This is a genomic window from Streptomyces sp. NPDC001348, assembly GCF_053597535.1.
The window spans coordinates 70109-88430 of sequence record NZ_JBSFIK010000029.1 but is presented as its reverse complement, the minus strand read 5'-3'; the positions used below and the strand labels follow the sequence as shown (position 1 = coordinate 88430).

The following is an 18322-nucleotide window of genomic DNA, read 5'->3' as shown; positions in this document are numbered from 1 at the left end:
TGGAGCTGACGTGCACCGCAGAATCCTCGCCCCGGGCGTACTCGCGGCGGCCTCCCTGCTGCTGGCGATCCCGGCATCGGCCGCGAGCTACGCCCCCGGCGCGCCCGGCATCGGCGACCCCTACTACCCGTACTACGGCAACGGCGGTTACGACGTCTCCCACTACGACCTGAGGCTGCAGTACCAGCCCGCGACGGACGAGCTGGAGGGCACGGCGACCATCCTGGCGCGGACCACCGAGGACCTGTCACGGTTCGACCTGGACTTCCTGCTGGACGTGAGCGAGGTCCGGGTCAACGGCGCCAGGGCGGCCTTCAGCAGCTCCGGTCAGCACGAGCTGGAGATCACCCCGGCCACACCGCTGGCGAAGGGCACGCCGATCACGGTCGTGGTCAGGTACAGCGGGGTGCCGTCGACGAAGAGCGCCTACGGGTTCTCGACCTGGCACCGCACCCCGGACGGTGCCGTCGCGGCGGACGAGCCCGAGGCCGCCTGGTGGTGGTTCCCCAGCAACGACCACCCGTCGGACAAGGCCACCTACGACGTGTCGGTGGCCGTGCCGGACGGCACCCAGGCCATCTCCAACGGCACGCTGCAGTCGACGAGCTCGAAGCTCGGCTGGACCCGCTACAACTGGCGGCAGAACAAGCCGCAGGCGACGTATCTGGCCACCCTCGCGGTCGGGAAGTTCGACATCACGACCAGCACCTCCGAGGGCGGCGTCCCGGTCGTCAACGCCTACAGCAAGGACCTCGGCGACAACGACGGGGCGGCGCGGGCGAGCGTGGAGCGGACCGGTGAACTGGTGGACTGGCTCAGCGGCTACTTCGGGCCGTACCCGTTCGCCTCGGCGGGCGGTTACGTGCCGAACACCACGACCGGGTACGCGCTGGAGACGCAGAGCCGGATCTACTACAGCCCCAAGCAGTTCGCGAACGGCTCCAACACCTCGGTGGTGGTGCACGAGCTGGCGCACCAGTGGTACGGCGACGACGTGTCGCTGAAGGGCTGGAAGGACATCTGGATCAACGAGGGCTTCGCGCGGTACGCGCAGTGGCTGTGGTCCGAGCACGAGGGCGAGGGCACCACGCGGGAGCTGGCGGACTACGTGTACGCCTCGCACCCGGCCGACGACCCGTTCTGGAAGGTGGCGCCCGGTGACCCGGGTCCGGACAACCAGTTCGACACCGCGGTCTACGACCGGGGGGCCGTCGCGGTCCAGGCGCTGCGCAACGAGGTCGGCGACGACGCGTTCTTCGCCATCCTCAAGGGCTGGCCGAAGGAGCACGCTTACGGCAACGCCTCGGTGGCCGACTTCCAGAAGTACGCCGAGCGGGTCTCCGGCAAGCCCCTGGCGGCGCTCTTCGACACCTGGCTGTTCCAGCCGTCGAAGCCGGCCGCGTCCGCGGCGCGCACCGCGTCGATCGCGAAGCCGGCGGCGCCCGCACAGCCGAAGTCGTGGAAGAAGATCGAGGCGACGAACAACGTGCACGGACGCTGACGTGCTCCTGGCCCGGGGCGGCGGGAGCCTGCCCCGTCGCCCCGGCCGGGGCTGTGCCCGCCCCGTCCCCCGACGTCCGGTGGCCGCGGCCCGCTACTGCGCGGACCGGCCCGGCTCGCCGTCGGCCGTCCGCGCGACCCTGCGGCGCACGCCGAACCAGCCGCCGACCAGGGCGACGGCGATCAGCGGGATCAGCAGCAGGGTCTTGCGGCCGACCTCGGGGTCGTTCCACATCATGCCGAGACAGGCCAGCAGGAAGACGACCGTGGTGATCTCGGTGAACGGGCTGAACGGCAGCCGGAAGGACGGCCGGGTGACCTCGCCCTCCCGGGCCCGCCGGACGAAGACCAGGTGGCTGACCATGATGATGACCCAGGTGCTGATGATGCCGAGGGCCGCCACGTTCAGCACGATCTCGAAGGCCTGGCTCGGCACCAGGTAGTTCAGGACGACACCGGCCACGCACACGGCGCAGGTCAGCAGGATGCCGCCGTAGGGGACCTGGCTGCGGTTCATCCGGGCGGTGAACTTCGGCGCCGAGCCGGCCATCGCCATGGAGCGCAGGATGCGGCCGGTGGAGTACAGGCCGGAGTTCAGCGAGGACATGGCGGCGGTGAGCACGACCAGGTTCATCACGTCGCCCGCGCCCGAGACGCCGATCTTGGACAGCACCGTCACGAAGGGGCTCTCGTCGCCGGAGTAGACCGAACCCGGCAGCAGCAGGGCCAGCAGGACGACCGAGCCCACGTAGAAGAGGCCCACCCGCCACATGATCGAGTTCACCGCGCGCGGGACGACCTTCGCCGGCTCGGCGGTCTCGCCCGCGGCGACGCCGACCAGCTCCAGCGCGGCGTACGCGAAGATCACGCCCTGCATGACCAGGACGACCGGCATCAGGCCGTGCGGCAGGACCCCGCCGTTGTCCGTGATCACGCTCACGCCCGGGGTCCGGCCGTCGACGGGGTGCTGGGTGGCCAGCAGGAAGATGCCGATCAGCATGAAGACGACGAGGGTGGCGACCTTGATGATCGAGAACCAGAACTCCATCTCACCGAAGATCTTCACCGAGATCAGGTTCACGGCCAGCACCACCGCGAGGGCGATCAGGGCGAGCGCCCACTGCGGAATCGACGTGAACATGCTCCAGTAGTGCGTGTACAGCGCGATCGCGGTGATGTCGGCGATGCCGGTGGTCGACCAGTTCAGGAAGTACATCCAGCCGGCGACGTAGGCGCCCTTCTCGCCGAGGAACTCGCGCGCGTACGACACGAACGAACCGGAGGAGGGCCGGTAGAGCACCAGCTCTCCCAGGGCCCGCACGACGAAGAAGGCGAAGACGCCGCAGACCAGGTAGGCCAGGGCCAGCGCCGGGCCCGCGTTGTGCAGACGGCCGCCGGCGCCCAGGAACAGTCCGGTGCCGATGGCGCCGCCGATGGCGATCATGTTGACGTGGCGGTGCTTGAGGTCCTTGCTGTAGCCGGCGTCACCCGCGTCCGCGGGTGCCCCGGTCGCCCGGGGATGGTCGGCGACCTGTGCCGAATGGACGGCTTCCTTGCTCACGGGTGGTTCCACTTTCTGGTGCCCCCGGGAGTCGTGACCCGGGTGTCCGAATGTGACTTCGGCCCGCACCACCCTCGTGTCGCGGCACAGACCAACGCTGCTGCTTCCCCACCGGTTCGCCCGGTATGCGGTGGCCCATCTCACAGGACGGCAGCTCTCACAGGGTCACCACATGGATCACCACATGTTTCACAGCACTGGTGAGACAGCGATACTGCTGAACATGACGACCCACGCCGAGACGGACGCCGGCGCCGGCGCCGGCGAGCCGGCCCTCACGATCGACGAGCTGGCCGCCCGGGCGGGGGTCACGGTGCGCACGGTCCGCTTCTACGCCACCAAGGGGCTGCTGCCGCCGCCGGTGATCGGCCCGCGCCGGGTGGGACGCTACGGGCCCGGGCACCTGGCGCGCCTGGCCCTGATCGAGGAACTGCAGCAGCAGGGCATGACGCTGGCCGCGATCGAGCGGTACCTGCGGCAGCTGCCACCGGACCTCGACCCGCACGACCTGGCCATCCACCGTGCGGTGGTGGCGTCCTGGGCGCCGGACACGGAGGAGACGGTGTCCCGGGGAGAGCTCGAACGGCGGGCCGGACGGCCGCTGACGGACGAGGACATGGCGCGGCTGACGGCCATGAGTGTCGTCCGGGCCGATGGCACGGATGGCGCCGATGGCACGGATGGCGCGGATGGCGCGGAAACGTTCCGGGTCGACGCCGGGCTGCTCCGGCTCGGCGTCCAGCTCCTGGACGTACCGCTGTCCCAGGAGGCGATCCTCGCGGCGCGCGAGGTGCTCGTCGAGCACTCGCGCGCCGCCGCCCACGAACTCTCCCGGCTCTTCCGCGGCGAGGTGGCCGAGCGCACCGCCCGGGACGTGAAGTCCCTGTCCGCGCACATGCACCCCCTGGTGGTGCAGGCGCTGCTGACGACGTTCCAGCGGTCGCTGAGGGAAGAGCTGGGAGAGTGGCTCACCCGGTCATGAGCGGGCCGGGTCGGTGAAGCGCTCGCCCTTCTCCGCCTTCTCCACCAGCAGCGCGGGCGGGGTGAACCGTTCGCCGTAGCGCTCGGCGAGCTCACGCGCGCGTGCCACGAATCCGGGCAGGCCACCCTCGTACCCGTTGATGTACTGCAGCACACCGCCGGTCCAGCCGGGGAAGCCGATGCCGAGGACCGAACCGATGTTGGCGTCCGCGACCGAGGTGAGGACGCCCTCCTCCAGCAGGCGGACGGTGTCCAGAGCCTCGGCGAAGAGCATGCGCTCCTGCATGTCCACGAACGGGATCCCGGCGCCCTCGCGCGTGAAGTGCTCCCGCAGTCCCGGCCACAGCCCGGCCCGCTTTCCGTCATCCCCGTACTCGTAGAAGCCCGCGCCGCCGCTGCGGCCGGTACGGCCGAACTCGTCGACCATGCGGTCGATGACCGCCTCGGCGGGGTGCGCCGTCCATGTGCCGCCCGCCTCCTCGACCGCCCGCTTCGACGCGTTACGGATCTTGCGCGGCAGGGTGAGGGTCAGCTCGTCCATCAGGGACAGCACCTTGGCCGGGTAGCCGGCCTGCGCGGCGGCCTGCTCGACGGAGGCGGGCTCGATGCCCTCCGCGACCATCGCGACGCCCTCGTTGATGAAGTGGCCGATGACCCGCGAGGTGAAGAAGCCGCGCGAGTCGCCCACGACGATCGGCGTCTTGTTGATCTGCCGGACCAGGTCGAAGGCGCGCGCGAGGGCCTCGTCACCGGTCCGCTCGCCCTTGATGATCTCCACCAGCGGCATCTTGTCGACGGGTGAGAAGAAGTGCAGGCCGATGAAGTCGCCCTGCCGTTCGACACCCTCGGCGAGGACGGTGATGGGCAGGGTGGAGGTGTTGGAACACAGCAGCGCGTCCGGGGCGACGACGTGCTCGATCTCCTGGAACACCTTGTGCTTGAGCGCCGGGTCCTCGAAGACGGCCTCGATCACCGCGTCGCAGCCGGCCAGGTCGGCCGCGTCGGCGGTCGGCGTGATGCGGGCCAGCAGGGCGTCCGCCTTGTCCTGTGTCGTACGGCCCTTCGCCACGGCCTTGGCGCAGAGCTTCTCGGAGTAGCCCTTGCCCTTGACCGCCGCCTCCAGGGACACGTCCTTCAGGACGACGTCGATGCCCGCGCGGGCGCAGGAGTAGGCGATGCCCGCGCCCATCATCCCGGCGCCGAGGACGGCCGCCCTGCGGACCTTGCGGGGCTCGATGCCCTGCGGGCGGCTGGCACCGGAGTTGACGGCCTGCAGGTCGAAGAAGAACGCCTGGATCATGTTCTTCGAGATCTGGCCGGCGGCCAGTTCGACGAAGTAGCGGGCCTCGATGACCTGGGCGGTCTCGAAGTCGACCTGGGCGCCCTCGACGGCCGCCGCGAGGATGTTGCGGGGGGCGGGGTAGGGGGCGCCGCCCGTCTGCTTGCGCAGGGTGGCGGGGAAGGCGGGGAGGTTCGCCGCGAACTTCGGGTTGGCCGGTGTGCCGCCGGGAATCCGGTAGCCCGGCCTGTCCCACGGCTGCTGGGACTCGGGGTTGGCGTCGATGAAGGCGCGGGCCTTGGCGAGGAGTTCCTCGGGAGTGGCGGCCACGTCGTGGACCAGGCCGTTCTCCAGCGCGCGCCGCGGGCTGTACTGGGTGCCCTGGAGCAGGACCTTCAGGAGGGCGTCGGCGATGCCGAGCAGGCGTACGGTGCGGACCACGCCGCCGCCCCCGGGGAGCAGGCCGAGGGTGACCTCGGGGCAGCCGATCTTCGAGCCGGGCGCGTCGAGGGCGACGCGGTGGTGGCAGGCGAGGGCGATCTCGTAACCGCCGCCCAGGGCCGCGCCGTTGATCGCCGCGACGACCGGCTTGCCCAGGGTCTCGATGCGACGCAGGTTGCGCTTGACGGCGAGGCCGCCGTCGAAGACCTCCTGGGCGGTTCCGGGGGTGACCCGGATCAGGTCGCGCAGGTCGCCGCCCGCGAAGAAGGTCTTCTTCGCCGAGGTGAGGATGATGCCGCGGACGGAGTCCTGCTCGGCCTCCAGCCGGTCGGCGACGACGGCCAGGGAGTCGCGAAACGCCTGGTTCATCGTGTTCGTGGACTGGTTGGGGTCGTCCAGCACGAGGGTGACGACACCGGTGTCGTCCTGCTCCCAGCGGATGGTGGTGCTCTCGGTCATGACAGTCGTCTTTCGTTGAGGTCGTGTGGGTCCGCGGGGAGTCAGATGCGCTCGACGATCGTGGCGATGCCCATGCCGCCGCCGACGCACAGCGTGGCGAGGCCGTACCGCTTGTCCTGCCGTTCGAGTTCGTCGACGAGGGTGCCGAGGATCATCGCCCCGGTGGCGCCGAGGGGGTGGCCGAGGGCGATGGCGCCGCCGTTGACGTTGACCTTGTCCAGGGACAGCCCCATGTCCTTGACGAAACGCAGCACGACCGCCGCGAAGGCCTCGTTGATCTCGACGAGGTCGATGTCGTCGATGGTCAGCCCGGCCTTGGCGAGTGCCTTGCGGGTGGCGGGCGCGGGACCGGTGAGCATGATGGTCGGCTCGGAGCCGGAGACGGCGGCGGAGACGATCCGGGCGCGCGGGGTGAGGCCGTGGCGCTCGCCGACCTCCTTCGAGCCGATGGCGACCAGCGAGGCGCCGTCGACGATGCCGGAGGAGTTGCCCGCGTGGTGGACGTGGTCGATCCTCTCCACCCAGTGGTACTTCTGCAGGGCGACCGCGTCGAAGCCGCCGAGCTCGCCGATGTCCGCGAAGGACGGCTTGAGCTTCGCGAGCGAGTCGGCGGTGGTGCCCGGGCGCGGGTGCTCGTCGTGGTCCAGCACGACGAGACCGCTGCGGTCCCTGACGGGGACGACGGAGCGGTCGAAGCGGCCCTCCTTCCAGGCCGTCGCCGCGCGTTCCTGCGACAGCGCCGCGTACTCGTCGACATCGCGGCGGGTGAACCCCTCGATGGTGGCGATCAGGTCGGCGCCGATGCCCTGCGGTACGAAGTTGACCGCGAGGTTGGTCATCGGGTCGTTGAACCAGGCGCCGCCGTCCGAGGCCATCGGCACCCGGGACATGGACTCCACGCCGCCGGCGAGTACGAGGTCCTCGAAGCCGGAACGGACCTTCGCGGCGGCCATGTTCACCGCTTCCAGGCCGGAGGCACAGAAGCGGTTCTCCTGGACGCCCGCCACCGTGTCCGGCAGTCCCGCGGCGATCGCCGCGATCCGCGCGATGTCCGAGCCCTGGTCACCGACGGGGCCGACGACGCCGAGGACGATGTCGTCGATCGCGGCCGGGTCGAGCCCCGGGAAGCGGTCGCGGAGCTCGTGGATGAGTCCGACGACCAGGTCGATGGGCTTGGTGCCGTGCAGGGCGCCGTTCGCCTTGCCGCGGCCGCGCGGGGTGCGGATCGCGTCGTACACGTACGCTTCGGTGCTCAACTGTATGCCTTTCGCGGGTGGTGGGCCGGGCGGGAGGCGGGGTCAGTCGCCGTCCCGGACGAGGTCGTCGGGGTGTGGGTGCGCGGGCAGGCCCCAGTCCCGGGCCACGGCGGCCGTGTCGGCGCCCGGCCGGGCCGGGCCGGTACGGACCTCCGTGGGGGTGACGGAGAAGCGGGGCGCGGGCGCGGGCTGGGTGATGCCGCCGTGGCCGGTGAAGGTGCCCCGGGCGGCCAGGTGCGGGTGGTGCGGGGCCTCACGCAGCGACAGCACGGGCGCCACGCACGCGTCCGTGCCCTCGAAACGGGCGGTCCACTCGTCCCGGGTGCGGGACTTGAAACGGGCGGCGACCTTCTCGCGCAGCTCCCCCCAGCGGGTCCAGTCCTTCCGGGCCGGGACCAGTTCGGGCAGGTCGAGCAGTCGCAGGAACTCGTCGTAGAACTGCTGCTCCAGGGCGCCCACCGCCATGTACCGGCCGTCGGCGGTCTCGTACGTGCCGTAGTACGGGCAGCCGCCGTCCAGCAGGTTGGCGTGGCGCCGGTCCTGCCAGCGGCCGGCGGCCAGCATGCCGTGGATCATCGTGGCGAGGTGGGCGGCGCCGTCGACGATGGCGGCGTCGACGACCTGTCCGGTGCCCGTCGCGCGCGCGTGGTGCAGGGCGGCGAGGACGCCCACGACGAGGTAGAGCGAGCCGCCCGCGTAGTCGCCGAGCAGGTTGGCCGGGACCGCCGGCGGCCCGTCCGGGTCGCCGATCATGCCGAGGACACCGGTCGGCGCCAGGTAGGCGATGTCGTGACCGGCGCGGTCGGCGAGGGGCCCGTGCTGGCCCCACCCGGTCATCCGGCCGTAGACCAGTGCCGGGTTGCGGGCGTGGCAGGCGTCGGGGCCGACTCCGAGGCGCTCGGCGACACCGGGGCGGTACCCCTCGACGAGGACGTCGGCCCGTTCGGCCAGGTCGAGGACGCGGTCCGGGCCGCCCGGGGACTTCAGGTCGACCAGCACCGAGCGCTTGTTGCGGTTGGTGATGTCGTACGCGGGGTCCAGGGCGAGCGAGGTGCCGCCCGGGCGGTCCACCCGGACCACGTCCGCGCCCAGGTCGGCGAGGAGCATGGCGGCGAACGGGCCGGGGCCGATGCCGGCCAGCTCGACCACGCGCACACCGGTGAGCGGACCGTGCCCTGGCGCCTGTGCGGTGGTCATGCCGCCCCCAGTCCGTATGACACCACTGCTGTAACATCGCCGATGTTAAGAACACGTTCCACCGGGCACAAGGCCCGGACGAGCAAGCGCTTGGCCATCGGCTGCCTCCGGCTGGTCGTCGGGCCCCGCGGTCTCACGCTAGCCTCAGCCACCGACAGCGGCGCGGGGTGCACGACCACGCGGCGCGGGGTGCGCGACCAAGGGGTGTCATGAGCAGGCTGAAAAGGACGGACCGTCCCTACGACATCGTGCTCTTCGGAGCCACGGGCTTCGTCGGCAGGCTCACCGCGGAGTACCTCGCCGCACACGCACCCCAGGACCTGCGCTGGGCGATCGCCGGCCGCAGCGGGCGCAAGCTGCGCGAACTGCGCGAGCGGCTGCCCGGCGGCGCGGACGTCGGCGTCCTCGAGGCCGACGTGGCGGACCCCGGCACGTTGCGCCGGCTGGCCGAGCACGCGCGCGTGGTGGCCTCGACGGTCGGCCCGTACATCCGGTACGGCGAGCCGCTGGTCGCCGCCTGCGCGGACACCGGAACCGACTACCTCGACCTGACGGGCGAGCCGGAGTTCGTGGACCTGATGTACGTCCGGCACGACGCCCGCGCACGGGAGACGGGCGCCCGGCTGGTGCACGCCTGCGGATTCGACTCCGTGCCGCACGACCTGGGGGCGTACTTCACCGTCCGTCAGCTGCCGGAGGGCGTGCCGCTGACCGTGGACGGCTATGTGACGGCCGACGCGGCCTTCTCCGGCGGCACCCTCGCCTCGGCGCTGAACCAGTTCGCGCGCGGGCGGCAGATGCTGGCGGCCGCGCGGGAACGCGGCCGGCACGAGCCGCGGCTGCCGGCCCGCCGGGTGTCGGCGCCGGCGGGTGCGCCGAGGTTCGCCCGGGAGGTCGGTGCCTGGGCGCTGCCGCTGCCCACCATCGACCCGCAGATCGTCCGCCGGTCGGCGAAGGCCCTGGACCGGTACGGCCCGGACTTCCGCTACCGGCACTACGCGGCGGTGCGGCAACTGCCCGTCGCCCTGGGCGGGGTCGCGGCCGTGGGCGCGGTCGCCGCGGCCGCCCAACTGCCGCCCGCCCGGCGCTGGCTGTCCGGCCGGCTCAGGCCCGGGGACGGGCCGAGCGCCGAGAAACGGGCGAAGAGCTGGTTCTCGGTCCGCTTCGTCGGCGAGGGCGGGGGCCGGCGCGTGTTCACGGAGGTCTCGGGCGGCGATCCGGGGTACGACGAGACCGCCAAGATCTTCGCCGAGGCCGCCCAGTCCCTGGCCTTCGACGAGCTGCCGCCGACGGCCGGGCAGGTCACGACGGCCGTGGCGATGGGGGACGCGCTGACGGAGCGGCTCCGCGAGGCGGGGATCACCTTCCGGGTGGCCGCGTCGTTCTAGACGGCCGCGGCGGAGGCGTTCACACGGACCACCCGATCACCGTGTACAGCATGCCGCCTATCCACCCGACGCCCGCGAGCACGCACAGGACCAGAGCGGCCGTCACGGCGCGCTCGACGGGCCGGTCGGGGTCGGTCAGAGGCTTCGGGGAGCGGCGTGTCGTCATGCGGTGCGTCGTCATGCGGCAGAGCCTGCCGCCGGTCTTCGGCGGCCACATCCGTACTGGTACTCAGACGGCTTACCCGGTCCCTGAGTACGTGGCGGGCCGGCTCCGGCGGACCCGGCGGTACCGGAGATCGCCGGTCGCCTCGCGCAGCGCGCGGCGGCACAGCGCGTCCGCCCGGCGTGTCGTCTCCGGGAGCCGGTAGGACGGGGTCAGGGCCAGCGTGTGCGCGCAGGCGTTGTCGAGGCTCATGCGGTGGCCGACGGAGACGAACACCGGTTTGACCGCGTCCCGCGTACGCAGCGCGCGCCCGACCTCCTCGGTGCCCGCCAGAAGCGGGGAGCCGCTGCCACGCACGGCGGCCGGGTCCTCGTAGGTGAAGGTGAAGGGATTCTTGGCGATGCCGATCGTGGGCAGCCCGGTGAGCACGCCGAGATGGCAGGCGAGGCCGAAGCGGCGCGGATGGGCGAGGCCGTAGCCGTCGCAGACGACCAGGCCGGGCGGGCAGGGCAGCGCGTCGAGGGCGGCCAGGGCGGTGGGGATCTCCCGGAAGGCGAGCAGCCCGGGCACGTACGGGAAGCGGACGCGGCCGACGGCCGTGGCCTCGGCGACCACCTCCAGGGTGGCCCCGTCCAGGACGACGGCCGCCGCGGCGACGAGGTCCCTCTCGTCGTCGTAGGCCACGTCGACGCCCGTCACACGGCCCGTGCCGGGACGCGGCCCGGCCTCGTCCAGGACCACCCGCTCGCGCAACTCGTCCTGGAGGGCGCGGGCCTGTTCCTCGGTGGCGGGCCAGTCGGCGGGAATCCGTACGCTCGTCATGGTGGTGACGAGCGTACGGCCCCGCCCTCGGGGTGCGCCGCACCAGGGGTACGCTCGCGATCATGTTCGTACTGGAGCTGACCTACACCGCCCCGCTCGAGGCCGTCGACGCCGCTCTCAAGGCGCACGTCGCCTGGCTCGACGAGCAGTACGAGAGGGGTGTCTTCCTGGCCTCCGGACGCAAGAACCCCCGCGACGGCGGGGTGATCCTCGCCGTCGCGGGGGACCGCGCGCGGATCGAGGAGATCGTCGCGGGGGATCCGTTCGTCGTCGCCGGTGTCTGCGCGTACCGCGTCACCGAGTTCATCGCCACGAAGACGGCTCCGGAGCTGGCACGCCACCGGCAGACGCTCGGCTGAGCGCCGCGGTCATCCCTTCTTGGCGTCCAGCGCCCGCCGCAGTTCGTCCTTGTTCATGTGCGAACGGCCTTCGATGCCGCGCTGCTTGGCCTCGTTGTACAGCTGGTCGCGGGTCGGGCCGTGGGAGCCGGCCCGGTTGCCCGAGCGCCGGCCGCCGCGCTTGCCGGACGACATGTCCTGCGTGGAGCTGCGGCTGGCGGTCTTCGACTCACCGGAGCGGGCACGTTCCTTGTTCACCGTCCGCGCGGCGATCTCCTTGGCGCGTCCCTCGCTCTCGCCACGGTCCTGCGCGCTCTCCTTGATGTGCTCGTACTGACGTTCCCGCTTGGGGCTGGAACCGCGTGGCATGTCGGTCACTCCTCTCTCGTGAGGAGTGACCGGGTACCCGTTCCGTCCGCGGAATCGCATGCCCGGCCCGGATCAGCGCTCCAGCCGGGCCACCCGCCCCTTCTCCCCCGCCGCCCAGCAGCTCAGGTCGGGGGTGCAGTCGACGGTGTCGTACGAACCGGTGTCCAGCGTCCTCCAGGTGCGTCCGCCGTCCGTGGTGACATCGGTGCCGGTGGGGCCGACGGCGAGGGCGGCGGTGCGGCTGTGCGGGAGCCAGGCGGCGCCGGAGCGGTAGGCGGGCGGGGGCGTGGCCGCCGGCTGCCAGGTGCGGCCGCCGTCCCCGGTGACCGCGGCGGCCTGCGGGGAGGGCTGGTCGGCGCGGTAGTCGCCGCCGACCGCGAGGCCGTGGGCGCGGTCGCGGAAGGCGAGCGCGAACACGCCGCGCGCCGGGTCGCCCGCCGGGATGGGCGTCTCGGTGGCCGTCCAGGTCAGGCCGCGGTCCGCGGAGTGCAGCACGCGCGCGTGGGCGCCGCCGCCGGTGGCCAGCCAGACGTCCTCGGGCCCGGAGGTGACCAGGCACTGTCCGCTCGCCGCGAAGCCCGCCTCGCCGTCGAGCGCGGCCGGCATGCCTTCGGCGGGCAGCACCCGCCAGGTGCGTCCGCCGTCGGCGGTCGACAGTATGCGGAACTTCCCGTCGACCGGATCCCCCATCGCCAGGCCGTGGCGGCGGTCGAAGAAGGCCAGGCAGTCGTAGAACGCCTTCGGGTCGGTGTTGCGGAAGGACTCCGTCCAGGTCGCTCCGCCGTCGTCGGTGCGGTAGACGCGGGACGCCTCTCCCTCACCGATGGCCAGTACCACCGCGCGCCGCGCGTCGAACGCCTCCACGTCCCGGAACTGCAGCTCGGCCGCGCCGGGCGGGGAGACGTTCCGCCAGCTCGCCCCGCCGTCGGTGGTGCGCAGGACGGTGCCGCCGGTTCCGGCCAGCCAGGCGGTGTCGCGGCTTACCGCCGCGAGTCCGCGGAAGCGCACCTGCGGCGCCCCGCTGTCCTTGAGCGCCCAGTGCGGCGCCCGCTGCTCCGGCGTGTGCGCCTGGGCCGGTGCGACGGTCAGCGCGGCCAGCGCCACCCCGGACGCCCCCGCCGCCATCACCCCCGTCAGCCGCCGCCGCTTACGTCCCGTCAGTCCCGCGTTCCCCGAGCGCCTCATGGCGGGCGAAGCTAGCCCACCGGTCCGGCCCCGTCCAGACCGCCCGCTCCGGCCCGCGCATGCATGAACGCGGTGACAGAGGTCACTAGCGATACGTGTGCACGGAGCGGCTCGTTCCGTCGTCTCCTCCAGTGTCCGGTCCCACACCCGGAAGCCCGTCCAGCCGTCACGAGGGAGCAAGGCGTTGTCCACCGTCATCGAGCAGCCCGTCGAGGCCCGCCTCGTCGCCGCAGCACCGCGCATGCCGAGTATTCCCGCCACGCTGCGCTACGACCGGCGCGACCCGTTCGCGGTCCGCATGACGTTCCCCGCCCCGGCCACCCTGGAAGGCGTCGAGGTCTGCTGGACCTTCGCCCGCGAGTTGCTGACGGCGGGGCTGCAGGCCCCGGAGGGCCACGGCGACGTACGGATACGCCCGTACGGGTACGACCGCACCGTCCTGGAGTTCCACGCCCCCGAGGGCACCGCCGTCGTGCACGTGCGCACCGGTGAGATCCGCCGCTTCCTGCAGGCGACCAACGAACTGGTGGCCACCGGTCTGGAACACCTCCAGCTCGACCTCGACCACGACCTGGCGGAACTGATGCGCGACGCCTGCTAGGACCTGTCCGGCGGACCATTGCCGCAGACGCGGGGCTTGGCACGCCCTCCCCGACGCCCCCCTCCGCCTTGCAGCCGCACGCTCCCCCACGCTCGAACCGAGCTCGCGCGGGGCCCCCGCTCGCCCACGCCGATGTGGCACCGCCCGTGTCCTGCGACCCGATCCGCCGGACAGCTTCGCCTTCGCCAGGTCCGCACCGAACAGGTCTGCGTTCGCGCCGTCCAGGTTCGCGACGCGCCGCGCGCACCAGTTCCTGGTCCGGGCGCGGTCATGACAGCAGTCCTTGCCCATGGTGAGGGGACGTCACCTGGCCGACCACGAAAGTGACGTCCTTTGCCCGGCTCTCGGCGATGGCCGCGATCCCGCCCGCCGGCTGATGGCCGCAGATGGCGCAGGCGAGCGCACGGCCGGAGCCAGGACCAGGTCGGGCACGGCCGTGGTCGTCAGCCGACCCGAAGGCCGACCGCCAGCGTCAGTTCAAGGACCCGGTGCGGTGATGCGAGATCGGGAAACAGCTCCCGCAGCTGCGACATCCGGTACCGGACGGTCTGGGGATGGACGAACAACGCCGCCGCCACCTCATCCCGCCTGCCCTGGTGCAGCAGCCACGCCCGCAACGTTTCCTCCAGCCGCCGTGCGGTCGCGACAGGCAAGGTCCGCAACGGTGCGAGAGCTCGGGCACGCAGGTCCGCGAACGCTTCCGCGTCGGCGCTCAGCACCAGGTCGGGCAGATGGTCCTCGGTGTCGCGAATGTCGGAGGAGAGGGAGCGCGCGCGTACGGCTCGTGCGTACGAGGCGGACACACGAGTCCATGGCCGGGCCGGTCCGGCCACGGCGGTGCGGTCGGTCAGCTGCCGCAGGAGATGTGGCCGGTCGGCATCGGGGACGAGCAGCACACCGGTGGCGTCCGGCAGATCGTCGAGGACGAGGGTGCCTTGGTCGAGCGCGCGGTAGGCGGGCCGGGCCTGGGCGGCGGGAAGCAGGACCGCGGTCAGCGAAACGGGAGGCTGCCACCCGGCCCGTTGAGCAGACGTCAGCAGCACGTCCGGGCTCGCGCCGGCGAGGAGGTCGCGGGCCAGCTGTTCCAGGTGGCGCTCGCGGGCCCGGCCCCGGGCGGCCAGTTCGTCGGCGTGGCCCGCGGCGCTCGCGGCGGAGAGCTCGTCGATGTAGGCGAAGGTCAGCTCGGCGAACTTGGCGACCTCGGCGGCGGGCAGGCCTGCGGGTACGGCACCCGCTGCCAGGCATCGCCAGGCCACGCGGGCACCGACGCGGTAGGCGCTGAGCAGGGCGTCCATCGAACGTCCGTCGCGTACTTCGCCGCGGCCCAGCTCATAGGCCGCGTCACCGGCGTCGCCGCCTGTGGCCTTCCCGCTCGCGAGGTCCAGGTAGTGCCCCAGGGCGGTGCGCACGGCTCGGCGGATGGTGGCGCCCATGTGACCCGACAGGGCACCTGCGTAGGGCGGGACCTCGTCGATGATCGCCTGGACGACCTCGTCCGCGGTGCTCTTCAGTGCGGCCCGCAGTGCGGTGACCGTCGTCTCATCCAGGGCCAATTCACTGGCCCTCCGGATTGCATGGCTCACGTTTTTGTTCCCAGCGAACAATTCGGCCGATCAGTTTTACGTCCTACGGTCAGGACTTTACGCCCTGAGGCGCAGCAAGCTGGAGTCATGACGAGTGCAGCCCTCCGCAGCAGGGCGTGGAAACTACTGGAGATGGTCACGACGCCGCTGCTGCCGTCGGACTACCTCGACCTGGTCAGCCCGCTGCGTGCGGGCGCGGACCTGCGTGGGCGCATCGAGGCCGTGCACCCCGAGACGGGTGACGCCGCGACCATCGTGATCAGGCCGGGGCGGGGCTGGCGCGGCCACACAGCCGGTCAGTACGTGCGGATCGGGGTCGATGTCGACGGGGTGCGCCTGTGGCGTGCCTATTCCATCACCTCGCCGACGAACCGCGAGGACGGCCGCGTCACGATCACCGTGAAGGCCATCGAGGACGGCAAGGTCAGCAACCACCTGGTCCGCAGGGCGAAACCGGGCACGCTGATCCAGCTCGACCAGGCGACCGGCGACTTCGTGCTGCCGCAGGCCAAGCCCGCCAAGGTGCTCTACCTGACGGCCGGCAGCGGGATCACGCCCGTGATGGGCATGCTGCGCGACACCGAGTTCGACGACGTCGTCATGGTCCACTGCGCCCCGCAGCCGCAAGACGTGATCTTCCGCAAGGAACTGCACGACCTGGTCGCGGACAAGAAGCTGCGGCTCACCGAGGTGCACACCGACACGGACGGCATGCTCGACATCGCCCGTCTCGACGGACTCGTGCCCGACTGGGCCGAGCGCGAGACCTGGGCCTGCGGGCCCGCGGGGCTGCTCGACGCCGCCGAGAAGCACTGGAGCGAGCACGGCGTCCCTCAGCGCCTGCACACCGAACGCTTCCGTCCCACCGTCGTCGCCGCCGGCGATGGCGGCGCGGTCACGTTCAGCGCCACCGGCAAGACCGTCGACGCGGACGGTGCCACGCCGTTGCTGGACGTCGGCGAGGAGGCCGGCGTGCTCATGCCCTCCGGGTGCCGCATGGGCATCTGCTTCGGCTGCGTCACACCGCTCAGGGCGGGCGCCGTCCGCGACCTGCGCACCGGCGAGATCACCGAGGCCGAGCCGGGCGTCCTCATCCAGACCTGTGTGTCCGCCGCGGCGGGCCCCTGTGACATCGAACGGTAGGAACACCTTGACCGCAATCGACCCCACCGCCCACCTGACCGCGGAACAGATCGAGGAACTCGGCCGCGAACTGGACGAGATCCGCGACGAGGTGATCGCCGGCCGCGGCGAGAAGGACGCCGCCTACATCCGCAAGGTCATCTCCGCGCAGCGCAAGCTCGAGTTCGTCAGCAGGGGCGTGCTGCTGTTCTCGGTCTTCCCTCCCGCGTGGCTGCTCGGCACCGCCGGTCTGTCCGTGGCGAAGATCATGGACAACATGGAGATCGGCCACAACGTCCTGCACGGCCAGTGGGACTGGATGCGGGACCCGAAGATCCACTCCACCACCTGGGAGTGGGATCACGTCTCGCCCGCCGACCAGTGGAAGCACTCGCACAACGAGCTGCACCACACGTACACCAACGTGATCGGCAAGGACAACGACCTCGGCTACGGCATCATGCGCGTCGACGAGGACCAGAAGTGGCACCCGATCCACCTCGGCCAGCCGCTGTGGAACTTCATCAACGCCTGCTTCTTCGAGTACGGCATCGCGGCGTACGACCTCGAGCTCGGCAAGAACCTGCACAGGCGCCGCCGCAAGAACCCGGAGTTCCGCGCGCGGGCCAGGGCCGTGGGCCGCAAGATCCGCAAGCAGGTGCTCAAGGACTATGTGATCCACCCGCTGCTGTCGGGCCCGTCGTTCCTCCCCACGCTCGCCGCCACGTTCACCGCGAACCTGGTCCGCAACATCTGGTCCCACTCGGTGATCATGTGCGGGCACTTCCCCGAGGGCGTGCAGGTCTTCGAGCGCCGGTCGATCAAGGGCGAGACGCGCGGCCAGTGGTACCTGCGCCAGATGATGGGCTCGGCGAACATCAGCGGCGGCAAGGCCATGCACTTCATGACCGGCAACCTGTCGCACCAGATCGAGCACCACCTGTTCCCGGACCTGCCGAGCAACCGGTACGCCGAGGTCGCGGTGAAGGTGCGCGCGCTGTTCGAGAAGTACGAGCTGGAGTACGTCACCGGGCCGCTGCCCAAGCAGGTGTTCTCCGCGTGGCGCAAGGTCTTCCGGCTCTCGCTGCCGAACAAGCGGCCCGAGGTCAAGGCGCCGGCCCGCGAGCAGGAGCTCGTCGCGGCCTGATTCCGTCGATGCGGGCGTCGACGAACGACGGCACCCCATCGGCGTCCGCGGCCTCCCGGGCGACGGCGATCCTCCCCCGGACTTCGCCCGGGGGACCCCCGATCTCGCTTCGCTCGCCTGCTCCGCCGGCGCCCGCAGCGGGCCGCGCCCCCGTTCGTGCGGCGCGTCCTCGATGCCGACGCCCACCGCGCCCGCCGTGAACACCGCCCGCGCGGTGTCGGCCACGCTCCTCGGGTCGTCGGCGTAACCGGTCTCGATGTCGGCGCCGGCCGGGACCCGCACGGTCGCGGCCACGCGCGCGACGGCCTCCAGCGCGCGGTCCCGCTCGAGCCGGTCGCCGCCGGCGGCCCCGAGGGCCCCCGCCGGCCGAGGACGCGGTCCCTCGTAAATTCCGTTGACGGCGTCCGACCGCCCTCCTACGGTGTACAACGCTTCTGTTGCCGTCGATCGGAGAAGGACGTTGCTCGTCTGAGGTCCTGAGACACCGCGCCCCACACGAAGTGGGCATGCGCGCGTGCGACCTCGGCGTCCGAGCCGTCCTCCGGCACAGGGGCTCCCCCCTCGTCCGGCTGCGCTGCCGCCGCCCCGCGGTGTCTCGACACGCGTTCACCCTGACCGCTTCAAGCGACCGCGAGGCCCGTATGTCTTCCTCCCTCACAGTGACGTCCCTGTCCTTCTCCTGGCCCGACGGCACCCCCGTCTTCGACGGCCTCGACGCCGCCTTCGGCCCCGGCCGCACAGGGCTCGTCGGCGTCAACGGGTCGGGGAAGTCCACCCTGTTGAAACTCGTCTCCGGTGAGCTCACCCCGACGGACGGCGCCGTCCGGGTCTCGGGCGAGGTCGGTCACCTGCCCCAGAACGTCACCCTGGACACCGCCCTCCGCGTGGACGAGGCGCTGGGCATCGCCGCGCAGCGGGCCGCGCTGCATG

At 71.8% G+C, this 18322-nt stretch carries 17 protein-coding genes and 1 pseudogene; 8 read left to right on the top strand and 10 right to left on the bottom strand.

All coding sequences use genetic code 11. From position 1 onward, the window contains the following. Positions 1-10: 10 nt before the first annotated feature. Positions 11-1501 carry a M1 family metallopeptidase gene (locus ACWC21_RS27330; RefSeq protein ID WP_450885482.1) on the top strand — a complete coding sequence of 497 codons (1491 nt, stop codon included), beginning with the start codon at positions 11-13 and terminating at the stop codon, positions 1499-1501. A gap of 93 nt (positions 1502-1594) precedes the next feature. Here the strand turns inward: ACWC21_RS27330 and ACWC21_RS27325 are convergent, their stop codons facing one another. Next, the gene (locus ACWC21_RS27325) at positions 1595-3061 is read right to left on the bottom strand and encodes an amino acid permease (RefSeq protein WP_450885481.1); all 1467 of its coding nucleotides are present in this window, start codon (positions 3059-3061) and stop codon (positions 1595-1597) included. Between the two features lie 223 nt (positions 3062-3284). Here ACWC21_RS27325 and ACWC21_RS27320 point away from each other — a divergent pair, with 223 nt between their 5' ends. Beyond that, positions 3285-4043 carry a MerR family transcriptional regulator gene (locus ACWC21_RS27320; RefSeq protein WP_450885480.1) on the top strand — a complete coding sequence of 253 codons (759 nt, stop codon included), beginning with the start codon at positions 3285-3287 and terminating at the stop codon, positions 4041-4043. Here the strand turns inward: ACWC21_RS27320 and ACWC21_RS27315 are convergent. The 3 genes from ACWC21_RS27315 to ACWC21_RS27305 are packed head-to-tail and all read right to left on the bottom strand — an operon-like array spanning position 4038 to position 8674. Continuing rightward, positions 4038-6221 (bottom strand): 3-hydroxyacyl-CoA dehydrogenase NAD-binding domain-containing protein, encoded by a 2184-nt coding sequence (locus tag ACWC21_RS27315; protein ID WP_450885479.1) that lies wholly within the window; start codon positions 6219-6221, stop codon positions 4038-4040. The genes ACWC21_RS27320 and ACWC21_RS27315 overlap by 6 nt on opposite strands. Before the next feature lie 41 nt (positions 6222-6262). Continuing rightward, complete coding sequence (locus ACWC21_RS27310; protein WP_450885478.1) at positions 6263-7477, bottom strand: acetyl-CoA C-acetyltransferase; 1215 nt, start codon at positions 7475-7477, stop codon at positions 6263-6265. A gap of 42 nt (positions 7478-7519) precedes the next feature. Next, the gene (locus tag ACWC21_RS27305; RefSeq protein ID WP_450885477.1) at positions 7520-8674 is read right to left on the bottom strand and encodes a CaiB/BaiF CoA transferase family protein; all 1155 of its coding nucleotides are present in this window, start codon (positions 8672-8674) and stop codon (positions 7520-7522) included. 209 nt (positions 8675-8883) lie between these two features. On the opposite strand from ACWC21_RS27305, the gene ACWC21_RS27300 reads away from it, so the two are divergent. Further along, a complete protein-coding gene (locus ACWC21_RS27300) occupies positions 8884-10062 on the top strand; it encodes a saccharopine dehydrogenase family protein (RefSeq protein ID WP_450885476.1) in 1179 nt (392 codons plus the stop codon). 19 nt (positions 10063-10081) lie between these two features. Here ACWC21_RS27300 and mmpA read toward each other — a convergent pair whose 3' ends face one another. Further along, the gene (gene mmpA, locus ACWC21_RS27295) at positions 10082-10228 is read right to left on the bottom strand and encodes a morphogenic membrane protein MmpA (RefSeq protein WP_450885510.1); all 147 of its coding nucleotides are present in this window, start codon (positions 10226-10228) and stop codon (positions 10082-10084) included. Between the two features lie 72 nt (positions 10229-10300). Further along, the gene (locus ACWC21_RS27290) at positions 10301-11047 is read right to left on the bottom strand and encodes an endonuclease V (protein ID WP_450885475.1); all 747 of its coding nucleotides are present in this window, start codon (positions 11045-11047) and stop codon (positions 10301-10303) included. Positions 11048-11109: 62 nt separating this feature from the next. Here ACWC21_RS27290 and ACWC21_RS27285 point away from each other — a divergent pair, with 62 nt between their 5' ends. Then, entirely contained in the window at positions 11110-11406 is a 297-nt protein-coding gene (locus tag ACWC21_RS27285; protein ID WP_450885474.1) for a YciI family protein, read from the top strand. Between the two features lie 9 nt (positions 11407-11415). On the opposite strand, the gene ACWC21_RS27280 is transcribed toward ACWC21_RS27285, so the two are convergent. After that, positions 11416-11754 carry a plasmid stabilization protein gene (locus tag ACWC21_RS27280; protein ID WP_450885473.1) on the bottom strand — a complete coding sequence of 113 codons (339 nt, stop codon included), beginning with the start codon at positions 11752-11754 and terminating at the stop codon, positions 11416-11418. Positions 11755-11826: 72 nt separating this feature from the next. After that, complete coding sequence (locus ACWC21_RS27275) at positions 11827-12879, bottom strand: WD40/YVTN/BNR-like repeat-containing protein (RefSeq protein WP_450885509.1); 1053 nt, start codon at positions 12877-12879, stop codon at positions 11827-11829. A 244-nt stretch (positions 12880-13123) separates the two neighbouring features. Here ACWC21_RS27275 and ACWC21_RS27270 point away from each other — a divergent pair, with 244 nt between their 5' ends. After that, entirely contained in the window at positions 13124-13540 is a 417-nt protein-coding gene (locus ACWC21_RS27270) for an SsgA family sporulation/cell division regulator (RefSeq protein ID WP_450885472.1), read from the top strand. Positions 13541-13983: 443 nt separating this feature from the next. Here ACWC21_RS27270 and ACWC21_RS27265 read toward each other — a convergent pair whose 3' ends face one another. Next, positions 13984-15123 (bottom strand): PucR family transcriptional regulator, encoded by a 1140-nt coding sequence (locus tag ACWC21_RS27265; protein ID WP_450885471.1) that lies wholly within the window; start codon positions 15121-15123, stop codon positions 13984-13986. Positions 15124-15210: 87 nt separating this feature from the next. Here ACWC21_RS27265 and ACWC21_RS27260 point away from each other — a divergent pair, with 87 nt between their 5' ends. Next, positions 15211-16266 (top strand): ferredoxin reductase, encoded by a 1056-nt coding sequence (locus ACWC21_RS27260; protein ID WP_450885470.1) that lies wholly within the window; start codon positions 15211-15213, stop codon positions 16264-16266. A gap of 7 nt (positions 16267-16273) precedes the next feature. After that, a complete protein-coding gene (locus ACWC21_RS27255) occupies positions 16274-17392 on the top strand; it encodes a fatty acid desaturase family protein (protein ID WP_450885469.1) in 1119 nt (372 codons plus the stop codon). Positions 17393-17548: 156 nt separating this feature from the next. Here ACWC21_RS27255 and ACWC21_RS27250 read toward each other — a convergent pair. Continuing rightward, a pseudogene (locus ACWC21_RS27250) lies at positions 17549-17887 on the bottom strand (isocitrate lyase/phosphoenolpyruvate mutase family protein); the annotation flags it as partial. Positions 17888-18033: 146 nt separating this feature from the next. Here ACWC21_RS27250 and ACWC21_RS27245 point away from each other — a divergent pair. Continuing rightward, the coding region (locus ACWC21_RS27245) for an ATP-binding cassette domain-containing protein (RefSeq protein WP_450885468.1) at positions 18034-18322 on the top strand (289 nt) is incomplete at its 3' end.

What these genes read in the sequence shown, in the direction of transcription:
- ACWC21_RS27280 (WP_450885473.1), bottom strand. Translation starts at nt 11,754, where the DNA reads ATGCCACGCGGTTCCAGCCCCAAGCGGGAACGTCAGTACGAGCACATC.
- ACWC21_RS27320 (WP_450885480.1), top strand. Translation starts at nt 3,285, where the DNA reads ATGACGACCCACGCCGAGACGGACGCCGGCGCCGGCGCCGGCGAGCCG.
- ACWC21_RS27290 (WP_450885475.1), bottom strand. Translation starts at nt 11,047, where the DNA reads ATGACGAGCGTACGGATTCCCGCCGACTGGCCCGCCACCGAGGAACAG.
- mmpA (WP_450885510.1), bottom strand. Translation starts at nt 10,228, where the DNA reads ATGACGACACGCCGCTCCCCGAAGCCTCTGACCGACCCCGACCGGCCC.
- ACWC21_RS27315 (WP_450885479.1), bottom strand. Translation starts at nt 6,221, where the DNA reads ATGACCGAGAGCACCACCATCCGCTGGGAGCAGGACGACACCGGTGTC.
- ACWC21_RS27300 (WP_450885476.1), top strand. Translation starts at nt 8,884, where the DNA reads ATGAGCAGGCTGAAAAGGACGGACCGTCCCTACGACATCGTGCTCTTC.
- ACWC21_RS27285 (WP_450885474.1), top strand. Translation starts at nt 11,110, where the DNA reads ATGTTCGTACTGGAGCTGACCTACACCGCCCCGCTCGAGGCCGTCGAC.
- ACWC21_RS27275 (WP_450885509.1), bottom strand. Translation starts at nt 12,879, where the DNA reads ATGGCGGCGGGGGCGTCCGGGGTGGCGCTGGCCGCGCTGACCGTCGCA.
- ACWC21_RS27260 (WP_450885470.1), top strand. Translation starts at nt 15,211, where the DNA reads ATGACGAGTGCAGCCCTCCGCAGCAGGGCGTGGAAACTACTGGAGATG.
- ACWC21_RS27305 (WP_450885477.1), bottom strand. Translation starts at nt 8,674, where the DNA reads ATGACCACCGCACAGGCGCCAGGGCACGGTCCGCTCACCGGTGTGCGC.